The organism is Streptomyces sp. NPDC006430 (assembly GCF_040612395.1).
Classification (GTDB): domain Bacteria; phylum Actinomycetota; class Actinomycetes; order Streptomycetales; family Streptomycetaceae; genus Streptomyces.
Map to the genome: position 1 here is coordinate 323,323 of NZ_JBEXQA010000004.1, position 13,632 is coordinate 336,954.

General features: G+C 69.1%; 8 protein-coding genes and 1 pseudogene. 3 read left to right on the forward strand and 6 right to left on the reverse strand.

All coding sequences use genetic code 11. The features are described from left to right. Positions 1 to 11: 11 nt before the first annotated feature. Positions 12 to 374: pseudogene (locus ABZZ20_RS09335) on the reverse strand (competence protein CoiA family protein); the annotation flags it as partial. 215 nt (positions 375 to 589) lie between these two features. Next, positions 590 to 1,840 (reverse strand): hypothetical protein, encoded by a 1,251-nt coding sequence (locus ABZZ20_RS09340; protein ID WP_356868424.1) that lies wholly within the window; start codon positions 1,838 to 1,840, stop codon positions 590 to 592. 483 nt (positions 1,841 to 2,323) lie between these two features. Between ABZZ20_RS09340 and ABZZ20_RS09345 the strand changes: the two genes are divergently transcribed. Further along, on the forward strand, positions 2,324 to 2,692 hold the full coding sequence (locus ABZZ20_RS09345; protein WP_356868426.1) for a hypothetical protein: 369 nt from the start codon (positions 2,324 to 2,326) through the stop codon (positions 2,690 to 2,692). A gap of 70 nt (positions 2,693 to 2,762) precedes the next feature. On the opposite strand, the gene ABZZ20_RS09350 is transcribed toward ABZZ20_RS09345, so the two are convergent. Next, positions 2,763 to 3,224 (reverse strand): ATP-binding protein, encoded by a 462-nt coding sequence (locus ABZZ20_RS09350; RefSeq protein ID WP_356868428.1) that lies wholly within the window; start codon positions 3,222 to 3,224, stop codon positions 2,763 to 2,765. Positions 3,225 to 3,525: 301 nt separating this feature from the next. Here ABZZ20_RS09350 and ABZZ20_RS09355 point away from each other — a divergent pair, with 301 nt between their 5' ends. Then, the gene (locus ABZZ20_RS09355; protein WP_356868430.1) at positions 3,526 to 4,320 is read left to right on the forward strand and encodes a helix-turn-helix transcriptional regulator; all 795 of its coding nucleotides are present in this window, start codon (positions 3,526 to 3,528) and stop codon (positions 4,318 to 4,320) included. Continuing rightward, positions 4,317 to 4,523 carry a DUF397 domain-containing protein gene (locus tag ABZZ20_RS09360; RefSeq protein ID WP_356868432.1) on the forward strand — a complete coding sequence of 69 codons (207 nt, stop codon included), beginning with the start codon at positions 4,317 to 4,319 and terminating at the stop codon, positions 4,521 to 4,523. Before ABZZ20_RS09355 ends, ABZZ20_RS09360 begins: the two co-directional genes overlap by 4 nt. An 85-nt stretch (positions 4,524 to 4,608) precedes the next feature. Here ABZZ20_RS09360 and ABZZ20_RS09365 read toward each other — a convergent pair whose 3' ends face one another. The 3 genes from ABZZ20_RS09365 to ABZZ20_RS09375 form a co-directional block, all read right to left on the reverse strand. After that, positions 4,609 to 8,931, reverse strand: coding sequence for a hypothetical protein (locus ABZZ20_RS09365; protein ID WP_356868434.1), 4,323 nt, complete (start codon positions 8,929 to 8,931; stop codon positions 4,609 to 4,611). Continuing rightward, positions 8,928 to 12,170: a DISARM system SNF2-like helicase DrmD gene (gene drmD, locus ABZZ20_RS09370; protein WP_356868436.1), complete on the reverse strand. Its 3,243-nt coding sequence runs from the start codon at positions 12,168 to 12,170 to the stop codon at positions 8,928 to 8,930. Before drmD ends, ABZZ20_RS09365 begins: the two co-directional genes overlap by 4 nt. 146 nt (positions 12,171 to 12,316) lie before the next feature. Beyond that, positions 12,317 to 13,579, reverse strand: a complete 1,263-nt coding sequence (locus ABZZ20_RS09375; RefSeq protein WP_356868438.1) for a serine/threonine-protein kinase — start codon at positions 13,577 to 13,579, stop codon at positions 12,317 to 12,319. Between the last annotated feature and the right edge of the window lie 53 nt (positions 13,580 to 13,632).

Below are 13,632 nucleotides of genomic sequence, written 5' to 3' on the forward strand. Positions count from 1 at the left end.
TCGCTGCGGGCGTGGGCCTGCCGGACGTACGCGACCGTGACGTTCGGCTGTCTCTGCCCCCGGAGCCAGTGGACGAGGGCCTCTCCGATGTACAGGTGGTCCGCGCTGTTCTCCCCCACGGCGGTACGTCGGCACCGTACGGGCGGGCGGTGGGCGAAATGGGATTTCCTGTCACCGCAGGCACGCAGGGTCAGTACCTGGCCGCACCCTCCCAGGAGGACACCGCAGCTGAACGCGTCAGCCCCGTGCCTCTGCCGGAGACGCTGAGCAGCTTCTTTCTCGTAGGGAAGGAAGACGGGCCGATGCCCATGTGCCCCGCCCATGACGGCGGTCTGTACCTTGCGGTTGTCCTCTTCGGTCGCGGCCGAAACCATCTGCGCGCCCCCTCATGTCTCACGCGAAAGTCACTGGAAGACCACGCGCTGTCCGGTGAGTCGAGTGGATGCCGACGAGCCCCAAACGTGCCGTGCGGCGGTAGGGGCGGGCACATTTCTCGGCTGATCGGGTCGCACCCCACACCCTCGAAGCCCGCGCGGACGAACGTCTTGGCGTCGATCCCGCGGGGCGGAGCGTGGACGACTACCTGCGCTCACTCGGTATTCCCCGTCCCGCCCCCGCGCCGCCGGCGCGCTCGCTCGGCGATCCCGCCGGCGAGTCTGTCCTTGATCGAACCGGCCCGGTCGAGGGTCACCTTGCCGTGTCTTCTGGCGGCATCGACGCCCTTCGCGCCTGTCTCAAGCGCCTTGTCCCTCACCTCGGTGGCCGCTTCCGCCCATCGTCTCGCCTCCGACGACCGGCGACCGGACTCGATCCCGAGCCGCTCGTGGAAGTCATGGACGCCGATCGCCATATGGTTGCTCGACTGGACCACAGCCGGCGACTTGGCCGGGTGCAGCAGCACCTTCGCGTTGGCCGTGCCGGCAACCGCATCCATCCGGCCCACCAGTCGCTCGGTGCTCCGCGCTATGAGTTCCTGCCGGTCCTGCCGGGCGGCCTTCAGTCCGAGGCGATGACCGTCCAGCTCCTCCGGGGACGCGTCCAGCACCCGGTCGAGTTCGAGCACGGTGATCGCGTCCTGCAGTTGGAAGCAGCGAGCCAGAACGGCGAGCCACTCCCGAACCGGGGACTCGGCTTCCCTGACCGTCGCGACGAGATCACCGATCTTGGACTGCCGCTCCATCTTTTCTGCGATCGCGTCGAGTTGACGCAAGGCGTACACCTGGGTCTCCGCGATCGCCGTCGGCCCGTCCTGCACCTTCGACCACATGGTCTCGTCGACCCTGCCCCTCCTCTCGCGGATGGTCATGGTCTCGTCGATGACCAGGCCCACTCCGATCATGCGGGACAGCACCGTGTCCTTCTGGGCGCGCAACACGTCGTCGACCTTCGCGTCGATCGTGGCGAGATAGTCGGTGATCTCGTCCATGCTCTGCTGCATCGCAACCTGCGACATGAGCTTCGCGGCGTTGGCGAGGGCCGCTGGGTTGGTCAGGAACGATCGGGGTCCCTTCACGAACTCCACGAATCCCCTGATCTGGCCCTTCTGCCCCTTCACCACACCCGTTCCGAAACCAGTCTTCGAGCCTCCCCTCAGTCCGTACTTCTTGACGAGCTGCGCCGACTTAGGAGTCAGCTTCACCCAGCGACCGGATTCCGCGGCGAACTCCGAACCTGCCTGCGCGACCGCGGCCCCGGCACCGAAGACGGACGTGAGCCATTGCGGTCCGAGGTCCTTCGACGACGACAGTCCCTCAGAGATAAGGAAGCGGTCGACGTCAGCCGCGTTCCCGATGACCATCAGCCCGTCATCGTCACTGATCAGCTGGATCTCGCTGTCCATCGCCCGCTCCTGAAGTCGCTTGTCGCAGTTGTAGGTAGTCGGGGCGCGTGCGGCGATCGCCGGGCACGGCCGAGGTCTCCGATGACGGGAGAGCGGGGGTGCCGGCCCGGACAGGGTCAGGGCGCGTTTTCGCTGCGCCGACGTGGAGTCGGCGTCCGGGCCGACACCACTTCCTCATCATTCGGGACGTGTTCGAGCCGGCGCGTCGTTGGGGGCCTGTCGTGCCGTGGCGTCCGGCAGCCGGTGCCATCGCTGCGGCACTGGAAGCGCACACGCTGCCTGGCCGCGCCCACCCGTTCACGCACTCCCCCCGGCCATGCGCGCCTGCCCGCCGAGAGGGCGAGCGGCGGTTGATCGCCATCAGTATGGGACCCATGCACTCAGTTCACAAGGGAACGCCTGTTCACTTCGGGCATTCGAACAGCGCGCGCACCGCCAGTGGCATAGGTTCGACAGTCGTCGGATCCGAGGCCGGGAGGGCACATGCAGAAGGGCACGCTGGAGTACGAGCAGGCTCTGGACGCCGTGATCGAGATCCTGCGTTCGCGGGCGCGCCAGGGCGCGGCGCCCATCCCGTACGGTGATCTGAGCGGCGAACTGGCACGGCTCGGTCATCACGTCCCCGCCCACGAGGGTCCCATGCCCTACCTGTTGGAGGACGCCTCCGTCCGGGAGAGCCCGGACGGATCGCTGCCCCTGCTGTCGGCACTCGTGGTGCTGAAGGACAGCAGGTGGCCGTCCGGCGGCTTCTTCAAACTGGCCCGGCGCGCACCGTACAAGCGGCCGGGCGACGACGTGGTGCTGTGGACCAGGGAGATCCAGAAGCTGGCGGAGCACTACGCCGATCACTGACGGTCCTCCCCCTCGTCGGCGTTGCGGCGGCTTCACGCCGGGCCTGTCCGGGACGAGGGGTGGGCCGGCGTCACGAGACCGTGGGGCAGAGCCGCACCTCCGCCCAGACCGTCTTGGTGTACGCGTCGCGAGCCGTGTGTCCCCAACGGTCGGCGTAGGCCTGGACGATGAGCAGCCCGCGGCCCGAGGTCTCGTCGGCGGGCTGCGGGGGCACGGGCGGTGGGAGCCGTTCGGGGCGGGTGTCCGTCACCTCGATACGGAAGTGGTCGGGCAGGACCAGGAGCGCCAGCCTGAAGTCCCGGCCGGGGAGGCTGCCGTGGCGGATGGCGTTCGACGCCAGCTCGGCGGTGACGAGCGCGACGGTACGGGCGGGGTCAGAGTCGTACGGGAGGCCGGTCCACTCGGCGAACTGCTGCACGGCAAGTTGGCGGGCGAGGCGAGCACCGCGCCTGGTGCCGCTGAAGCGCAGGGTCATTTGGCGGGCGGGAGTGAGAGCCGGCCTCGCCTCGCCGGTCAGCTGATAGTGGGTCACGATGTCAGCTTGGTGGACTGGATGGCCCGCTGACCAGGTACGACGGCCGTACGTCGCCCTCGTCGTACGGAGGGGGCGGGCGACTGTGGGGTTGGTTGTACGGGGACTTGTACGGGCGTTGTACGGGACGGGCGCGTGTCCCGGTTCCCGCGCGTCGCGTTGGACAGGGGGCCGGTGGCGAGCGCGGCCGTGGGCGGGGCGCGGAACAGGATGGGAAGGGCGTGGGACTGTGAGGGCGGTACGGGACGTACGCGACACGCGGACGGGGCGGGGCGCGAAGACCAAGGATGAGGGGCCCGATGTGCCGGGCGTGTGGTCGGCGTACGGGGTGCTGTTGCAGTACCTGCGCAAGCGGGCCGGGCTGAACCAACAGCAACTCGGCGACGCGATCGGCTACTCGCTGGAGCAGGTGGCCTCGGTCGAGCAGGGGCGGCGGCCGGCGAAGGCGGCGTTCACGGTGGCGGCGGAGCGGGTGCTGGAGGCGGGCGGGGTTCTTGAGGCGCTCCAGGGGGAGGTGGATCGGGCGAAGTTGCCGAGGTTCTTCAGGAACTTCGCGCTCTTTGAGGCGGAGGCGTTGAGCCGCTTCTCCTATGATCCGCTACTGGTGCCAGGGCTGTTGCAGACGGAGGCGTACGCGCGGGTTCTGTTCGCCGGGCACTGCCCGCCGCTGAGCGCGGAGATCATCGACCAGCACACGGAAGCGCGGCTGAGTCGGCAGAAGCTGCTGACGCGGGTGCCACTCGCCGAGTTGTCCTTCATCCTCGCGGAGGACGCACTGCGGAATCCGGTGGGCGACACGGAGGTCATGCGCGGACAGTGGCAACACCTATTGGAGGTAGGTGCGTTGCGAAGCGTGGAGGTCCAGGTCATGCCTGCCGCGTGCGGGTTCCACTCCGGCCTGAACGGGCCGTTCGTGGTGCTGGAGACCAAGGAACACCAGCACCTCGGTTACATCGAGTCTCAGGAAGTCGGGTGCGTCGTGCATGATCCCGCAGAGGTCAGCGCCTTTGGGTTGCGATATGGCAAGCTGCGATCACAGGCTCTGAACGGCGTCGAGTCTGCGCGGCTCATCGAACGGCTGGTGGGAGAGACATGAGCGTGGATCAGGTATCCGAGAACGTGAGCGGGCTGCGCTGGTTCAAGAGCAGCTACAGCGGATCGGGCGGCGGCGACTGCGTAGAGGTGGCTGCCGGCCTGGACGCCGTGTACGTGCGGGACTCGAAGGCCGTGGGTGGCGGGCCGGTGCTGCGGGTCGGCCGGGACGAGTGGGCGGCGTTCGTGGCGCTCGCGGTGGAGTAGGGCCGAGTACGGCTTCTGAGCGGAGCAACGGGCTCGCTCCCGTCACGTGGGGTGACGGGAGCGAGCCCGTTGCTATGCCGACGGCTCAGAACAGGGCGCCCTCAGCGCCCTCACCGAAATCCGACCCACCTCGCGCGGCAAGCTGCTCCTTGCGCTTCCGGATGGCTTCGGGCGACGGCGGGGGCAGGTCAGGGTGCTTCTCTCGCGCCTTCTTCTCCGTCATGCCCTTGTGTAGCCCGAGGTGTACCTCGTCGGCGTACGCCTGGTGGTTCAGCTGGCGCAGACGGTCGATGATCTCGGTTCGGGCGAGGAGTCCGATGGTGTAGCGGGTGCCCTGGTCGGTCTCGTGGAAGCCGTGGCCGAGGGGGAAAGTCTCATGGGTCGTATCGGCGGGCAGGCGTTTCCCTGAATCGTCTAGGAGGTCGTGCCAGCCATACGCCTCGATCGTGGCACTGTCGATCTCCTCGTGGATACGGCGAAGCTCGATGATGCCTTCATCCTGACAGTCAGGACTATGCAACAGCTTATAGGTAGCATTAAGCCCAACATTGCGGGCAATCATCAGATTATGTCGGTAGGAATCCAGACGAGCACCAGCACGCCGGAGACGCTCCGTGAGTACAGGAAGGACTAGGTTGTCGAAAACATCAGTGGGACTATAATTGGGGACCTTTGGCTGCGTGACCCCTCTGTCAATAGCCCACCAGAAATGCGGCGCGCTAGACAACATGGCCAGCAACGCCAAGTCGTCAGTAGCAAAAACAACCAGCTTCTCCGAGAAAACGGCACGCGCAGGAAGCGAAACAGGGATGATGCGGTCGCTGTTCCTAGGCAAGACGATGCAGGTGTCAAGCGAACCCAACCTATCGTAAAGCTCAGGCCGGCGCCGCTCATACTGCCACCACTTTTCTCTGGCCGACTGACTGAAAGTTTGAGTAAGGCGCTCGGGCATCACATCTTCTCGAACTTTTTCAAAGGCTTCGCCATAGCCGCGCGCACGTGCTTCCGACCAGTCGTAGAAATTAATGATCCATCGATCCGAGTCGTGCCGAGGGTCATTATTTACATCTTGGCCGTTTAGATACAGGGAGAGGATGCGCCTATACTTCTCGTCCGCGGAGATCAAAGAGACCGCCTCCCGCTTGGATAGCGTGAACCCGAGACCCAAAACAATGGAGCCCTGGAACGCGACGTCAGCATTGCGCTTCAGCGGCTCAGCCCAGGAACTCTCACGCGTACCTGGATTTAGAGACGTCGTGATCCCATTCGACACGGCACATCCGTTAATAGCCCGCTTGGCGGACCTCTCCAAACGGTCAGCAGATGTCCAAACCGCGCAATATTTCAGCGCCGCCGATTTCGTCGGCCACAAGGCACTGGGGATAGCCCTTCGAATCGTGACACCCGACGCAACAATCCGATCAAGGCCAACCTTTCGATTCACACCCAAAGAGAGTGACCCTGTGGCAATAAGACCGGCATGCCCTGCGCCATTCAAGATAGAGTGTGCACGAAGCGCGAAATACGTGACAAGGTCAGCACTTCCTCGCATCTTTGCGGCGACATAATCCACGACATATTCCCGGTACGCCTCGCCCAGTGCGCCAGTCAGCGACTGACCACCCAAGAACGGCGGATTTCCCACAATCGCATCGAAGCCGCCACGCTTGGTGAATACCTCCGGAAACACCAACGGCCAATGCACAGGCCGCCGCTCCAAGGCCCCCTCTGGCAGCTCAGCCCCCAGCCACTCCTCCGCCGTTTCCCGAGCCGCCCGCACCACCTCGGAGTCGTCCTTGACCCCGTCCTCCATGATCCGCTGCACGATCCACGCGGCCCGAGGGAACAGGTCCCGGACCCGCTCCCCGCCCTCCTGCTCGTACCAGGGCACCCGCCCCGAAGCACACGTGGCAATCGCCGCCCCCGCGATCAGGTCGCCCACCAGCCGCAGGCGCCGCGAGTGCCGGTTGACCTCCTCCAGCCGCTCCCGCTTCTGCTGAAGCGCGGGCAGGTCGACTCCCTTGATGGCCGTAATCGCCAGCCGCTCCCGTGTCAGCTGGTCCACTAACTGCCGGGCCTGCTCGGCCAGGACGTCGGTCTGCTGCCCCGGCTTCATGTGCACCGACTGGATCTGCTCCATGTCGTGCACGCCCAACAGCGAGTCCCCCGCCACCAACCGGTCGTCCAGGAACGTGAACGGCCGCCCCGGGTCCATCGAGACCAGCCACAGCGACAGCTTCGCCATCTCCACGGCCATGGGGTTGATGTCGACCCCGTACAGGCAGTGCTCGATGATCTGGCGCCGCGCCTCGACGACCACCGGGTCCTGCTCCGCGTCCGCCGCCGTCACCGCGTCCACGGCCCGCCCGGCCCGGTACGCCATCGCGTCCGCGCGGCCCTCGGACTCCCACGCCTCGATCAGGCGGTCGCCCAGGTAACGGCAGGCGGCCACCAGGAACGCCGCCGAGCCCATCGCGATGTCCGCGACCTTCAGGTCGAGGATCTGCTTCTCCGACTTCAGTCGCCACTCCCCCGTGTCCGCCGTCTGAAGCGGGCCCGGCTCGTACACCAGCGGCTCCAGTGCGTGCAGCACGACCTCCTCCGCCAGGAAGCGGGGCGTGTAGTGCGTGCCCGTGTTCTTCCGCAGGGAGGACTCGGTGACGTACAGCGCGCCGTTCGGGATGACCGTCGGCAGGCCCCGCAGGTCGTCGCGGAGGATGCCGACGAAGGGCAGGAGCCGGTCCGTCAGGGCCGGGTCCTTCGTCACCGCGTTCAGGCGGCGCCGTGCCTCGGCCGCCGCATCCGTGCCGAGCGGGGCCAGCTTCTTCTCCAACTGGCCAGCCGTCGCCGGGGGCTTGGGGTCCTTCCACTTCTCGTGGACGGACTTCGCAAGGGTCTTCACGGAACCGCCGGCCTTCGCCGCCAGCGCCTCCAGTTCCCGCAGCGGCACCTCGTGTTCCAGGCCCTCGGGGCCGATGAGGCCCACCATGTGCTCGGTGGCCCGGCGGCCGTCGTAGGACAGCAGGCCCTCGTACACGTAGCCGATCTGCTCGACGTCCAGCGCGCGGAAGCTGAGCGTGCGGACCTCGCGGTACTTGCCCCTGCCGACGCGGACCTCCTGGACCGCCTGGAGCATGTGGAGCACCGTGCGGTCGTCTATCGGGAGCAGCGGGGTGGTGCGCTCCAGCCAGGGGTACGTGTCGGGGTCGAAGATGGAGCCGTCGTACGCGGGCAGGTGGAAGCCGGAGCCCGGGTGGTCCACTCCCCCGTACACGGCATGGAACAGCGCTATGAGGCGGTGCCACGCCGACGTGGTGTGCTCCAGTGATGTCTCGCCCTCCTCGTCCGCGCGCGCCTTCAGCTCGTCGCGCAGGAAGCGGGCGGAGTACGAGCGCGCGTACACCTCGTTGTCCGCCGGGAGCAGGCCCCGCTCCTCCGCGAACAGGAGGAAGACGATGCGCATCATCACGGCGACCGCGCCCCGATAGACCTCGTCCGCGCCGACGCCGGACGCGTGCAGGCCCGGTGCGCCGTGCTCGACGGCCCGCACGTCGGCTCGGCCTATGGCGTCGACGAGGAGTTCCACGGCCTGCCGGACCTGGACGCCCAGCGCCTCGGTGACGTCCTCGCCCGCCGCGAGGCTTTCCCTGAGCAGCCCCACCAGCGTCTCGGGCTCGTCGTATTCGAAGAAGCGGCGGCGCCGCAGCAACGACACGAACGCACGGACGACGTTCCGCTCCGCCGCCTCGTTCCAGCCGATGGAGTCGAAGAGGGCCGTGGTCGTGACGCCACCGAGCGGCGCCCAGACCAGGCACCACCAGCGGCCGTCCGTCACCAGACCGAGCGGCACCCCGTGGTGACGCAGCAGACGGGCGAGGCGGTCGGCCGGCGCCGCCGCCCAGTCGCCGCCGCCTCCCGCGCGGGCGGTGGGCGCGGTGCCGGCCGGAACCGTCATGCCGAGCAGCCGCACCCGCTTGGCGGCGGTCTCGGCGCTGGGCTCGGTCGCCAGATCGGTCCCCGGGTCGACCAGGGCGAAGTCGGGGCAGACCTCGGTGTTGTGCTCCGCGACGCGCAGCGTGAGGCGGTCCAGACCGTGGTGTTCCGACTCGCCCACGCGGAGGGTCAAGGCGTCGTTCCAGCCCAGGAGGCGGGTCAGGACGTACGCCACCCATTCGTCGCGGCCCGCCATCGTGTCGGTCTGCCAGTCGGCGTGGCGGGCGCGGAGGCGGGCGCGCTCGTCCTTCTCCAGGGCGTCCAGCTGGGGCCAGGCGCGCAGCAGGACGGGCATCGTCAGGAAGGGGCCGGAGACCTCGGTGAGGTCGAGCCACTCCTGGTGCTGCCGGCGGCCGTCGGCGGCCTGGGCCTTGGCGGCGGCTACTCCGGAGCTCACGGGGCGGCGGGGGCTCATCGGCGGGCTTCCTTTGCGGGGATCACGAAGACGACGGCGGCGGGGAAGAGGTGGGAGCCGGGCTCGCGGTAGCGGGCGGCGATGGCGGCGAGTTCGCGTTCGCGTTCGGCGGGGAGGCCCTTCAAGCGGTCGTCCCAGCGGCGGCGGTCGTCCTCGAACTGGCGGCGCTCGTGTCCGGTCAGCTCGTGGGTGGACAGCAGCGCGAGCTGTTCGCCCTCGCCGTCGCCCTCCTCCTTGAGCTTGGCGCGCAGGGTGGCCTCGAAGCGGTCGAGGGTCGCGGTGATGCGGCGTTCCTCCTCCGCCCGGCGGTCGGCGAGCTTGCTCTCCAGCTGGCGGCCGAGTTCACCGGCGCGGGCCTCCAGGGACTTGTAGAGGGGATCGCGGAGCCTCGGCCAGGCCTCGGTGAGTTCCTTGCGCAGGTGCGGGGCCGCCTCGACGCCCTCGGTGAGCGCCCGGGAGAGGGCCCGGCCCTGTTCGCCCACCGACTCCCAGCGGCGGAAACGGCCGGTGTCACCGAACCAGCCGCCCGCATAAAGCACTTCCTCGTGCAGGCGGGTCCCGTCGGCGCCGACGAGGACGTACCTGGCGTACGCGGAGACGAGGGTCGTGGTCACGGCCGGGTCGTCGGAGACGACGGCGGTGACGCGGTGGAGGCCGATCGAGTCTGCGTTCCACACGGCGGCGGTCAGCAGGCGCGTGGAGAGAGCCACGAGGGGGTGCTTGAGGTGGGCGAGGACCACGTCGTCCTTGGCCTGCGCGGCGACGGCCGGGGAGAAGGTGAGCGGGCGCTGCTCGCCCTCGCGAAGCTTGTGGGCGAGGCCGCGGGTGGCCCGCTCCCAGCTGCCGGACAGGGGCTGCACGTCGAAGAGGTCGCCCGGCTCGAAGTCCTCCGCCCGAAGCGCGGACGGCAGCAGCGGGGGCTGGTTGTCCAGCGCCAGCGCGGTGTCCACGACGCGCTTGACGTTGCCCGGCGTGAGGCCGAGGGCCCTCACCGTCTCGTCGTACTGGTCGGCGAGCCGCTTCGTCTGCGCGGTGACGTTCTGCTCCGGCGCGACCTCGCCGCCCGTGCGACGGCCCTTGATCGGCTTGGGCTTGGCGTTCTCGACGTCGACCGGTGCGGTGTCGCCGGTCATACGACGCTGTACGGCGTCGGCGAGGACGGCGTTGACGGAGCCGAGGTCGTGCTCCATGCGCGCGACCTTCTTGGCGACGCGGGAGAGGAACTCCAGATCGGCCTCGTAGGAACCCGCCTGGGCCTGCTGCCATCCGGAGCCTATGAAGTGGTAGATCTCCGGGTCCCTCTTCTGACCCCAACGGTCGATGCGGCCTATTCGCTGCTCGAGCTTGTTGGGGTTGAAGGGTATGTCGTAGTTGATCAGGCGGTGGCAGTGGTTCTGGAGGTCGATGCCCTCGCCGGCGGCGTCGGTGGCCAGGAGGATGCGGACCTTGCCCTCCGGGCGGGACGGCTCGGTCTGGAAGCCGAGGCGGATGCGCTCGCGCTCCTCGGCGGACAGGCCTCCGTGCAGGCGTTCGACGCGGCCCCCGTCGGTGAGTTCCTCCTGCTGGAGGAGGTCGTGGAGCCACTTCTGGGTGTCGCGGTATTCGGTGAAGACCACGACCCGTTCGTTGGTCCACTTCTTGCCGTCGGGCCGGCAGACGGCCTTGAGTTCGGCGATCAGCGCCTCGGCCTTGGAATCGGGCGCGGCTTCGTGGGTGAGGGCCCAGCGCTCCATCTCCTGGAGCAGGTCCAGTTCCTGGCCGTCCTCCGCCGGGGTGAGCGAGGTGGAGCGGGTCAGGGCGTCGTCCTCGGCGTCGACCAGACCCGTGTCGTCGAGGTCGGCGACGAGGTCGGCGAACTCCTCCAGCCACTCGGGGACTTCGGCCGCCGCCGTACGGCCGCGCGCGGGGCCGGTGTCCTCCAGGTGGGAGAGGTAGACCTGCACGGTGTGGAGGAAGGCCGCCGGGGAGGAGAAAAGCCGCTTCTTCAGCAGCAGGGTCACCAGGTCGGCGGCGCGGCGGCCGCCACGGGCCTTCGGGGTCAGCTTCCTGCGCCGTAACTCGGCGAAGGAACCGAGCAGGTGGTGGATCTCGCGTTCCTGCGGGGTGTAGTCGACGGAGAGTTCGAGGGTCCTGCGGGTGCGGAAACGGGGCGTGCCGTCGGCGTTGGTGACCGTCGACTTCAGGCGTCGCACGACGGTGTCCCTGAGGGCTTCCTTGTCCGGGTCGACGCCGCGTGCGAAGCGTTGGTCGTCGATGAGTTCGAGGAGCGCCGTGTACGACTCCGGGTAGCCGTTGTGCGGGGTGGCGGAGAGGAAAAGGCGGTGCTCGAAGTGCGGGACGAGGCGCCGGATCAGCTTGGTCTGCTGGGAGTCGACCGCGTACACCTGCTTGGGCGCGGCGGGCGCGACATGGTGCGCCTCGTCCAGGACCAGCAGGTCGAAGAAGCGCTTGTGCTCGCCGTCGGGGCTCTCCTCGGGGGCGCCGATGACCTCGTCGAGGAGGCGCTGGGCCTTCTGGCCGCGCAGCCAGGGCAGGGAGACGATCGTCAGCGGGTGCACCCGGAAGGGGTTGGCGGCGGTGCCGTGGGTGCGGCGCAGGCGGGCGCAGTGCTCGGAGTCGACGATGGTGAACTCCAGGCCGAATTTCTCGACCATCTCGTCGCGCCATTTGAGGGTGAGGCCGGCCGGGCAGACGACCATGGTGCGGCGAGCCCGGCCGCGCAACATCAGTTCCTGCACGACGAGGCCGGCCTCGATGGTCTTGCCGAGGCCGACGTCGTCGGCGAGGAGGAGGTTGACGCGGGGCGCGCCGACCGCCCGGGAGACCGGCTCCAGCTGGTACGGCTCGACGGCGACGCCGGAGCGGAACGGGGCCTGGAGGGTCCTGCCGTCGGCGGAGGCGACGGCGGACCAGCGGACGGCGTCGAGGAACGCGGCGAGGCGGTTCGGGGAGTCGTAGGAGCCCGTGGAGGCGTCGGGCAGGGAGCCGGCGGGCAGGACGCGGCGCCCGGGCTCGACCTCCCAGATCACGGAGAGGGTGTCGCCGAAGCGGCCGTCGGCCACGGACTGGAGGTGGACCAGGGTCGCGAGGCGCCGGTTCTCCTCGCTGTCGAGGGCGGCCGGGGACGGCTCGACGCGGGCGACCACCCAGGACTGGCCGCGCACCTCGACCAGATTCCCCTCTTCGGGGAGCGGCTGCGCCCCCGTCCGCTCGGTATCGCGCAGAGCTGCTGGCGTCATGGGCGCTGTTCCCCTCGGTGTTCAACTGCCGTCGCCCGTAGACAGTTTCCCGTGTCCTGTCTCCCCTCCGGAACGACGAGACGGCAGGCTAGCATGATCTATTGCCTGTGAGCAGAGCTCACACGCGACCGGCGCACCGGGGTTCCTCATCCCATGCGGCGCAGCCGCTCCAACAGCTTCCGGCTCCGGCCGTGCCCGGCGTCGGACTCGGGCAGGACCGTCTCCTCCTCATCGGCCAGGCGGCGCAACAGTTCCTCGGCGGCCTGCCGTTCCCCGGTACGGATCAGCAGGACGGCGATCTCGTAGCGGGTGTCCAGCACGGCGGGGTGGCCGGGCCCGAGCAGGCTGCGCTGTTCGGCGAGGACGGACTTCAGCCCGTCCAGGGCCTCACGGGTGCGGCCGAGTGCTCCCGCGCACAGGGCGGCTCCCGCTCGGGCGGCGAGCATGCCCGCGCCGTCGAGGCCGCGGACGGCCATCAGCTCGCGGTACTCCTCCAGGGCGCGGGCCGGGCGACCCGCCCGGCGCAGGGCGGCCAGCTCGGCCAGCCGGGGGTGAGCGGACGTGGTGCCGGTAGCGTGAGCCGGCCGGGGCGCCCAGGCGGCGAGCAGGGCGGCCACCTCCTCGGCGGAGGCCGGCCGATCCTCCGGCTGCTTCTCCAGCAGCCGCTCGACCAGCGTCCGCAGGCCGTCCGGCACGCCGGGGCATCGCTCCGCGAGCGGCGGGACGGGGTCGTTGGCGTGCCGGTGGTACAGCATGAACGGGCTGGCGTCGGTGAAGGGGGGCTCACCGGTGAGTAGTTCGTACAGGACGCAGCCCAGCGAGTAGAGGTCGCTCGCGGGCACGGTCCGGCCGACAGCCTGTTCGGGCGCCATGTAGACGACCGTGCCGGGAGTGGCGTTGGAGGCGGTGAAACGGGTCTCGCCGGGCTGGGGTTCCAGAGCCGCGGCGACCCCGAAGTCCAGGACCTTGATCTCCCCGTCGGGAGTCAGCATCAGGTTCGACGGCTTCAGGTCGCGATGCACGACACCCTGACCGTGGGCGTAGGACAGCACCTCGGACGTGCGGCGGGCCACGTCCGCCGCCTGCTCGACGCCCAGAGCGCCGTCGTTCTTGAGTACGGCGTCCAGGGTGCGGCCCGGGACGAGATCCATGACCAGGAACAGCTCGCCCTCGTGGTTGCCGTGGTCGTGGACGGCTGGGACGCCTGGGTGCCGCAAGCGACCCGTCAGGCGGATCTCGCGCAGGAATCGGCGCTCTAACGCGCTCAGTTCCGCACCACGGCCGCGGGTCGCGAGGAGTTTGACGGCGACGTCGCGGTCGTGGTCGCGGTCGTGGGCCGCCCAGACGACGCCCATCCCGCCCCGGCCCAGCTCGTGCGTCAGCTCGTACCGTCCAAGGCTCCGCCCCATCGCGCCCCGCCCCCAGTTCCGGCACCCGCCGCGCCCGCCGCCCCCTGCAGCCG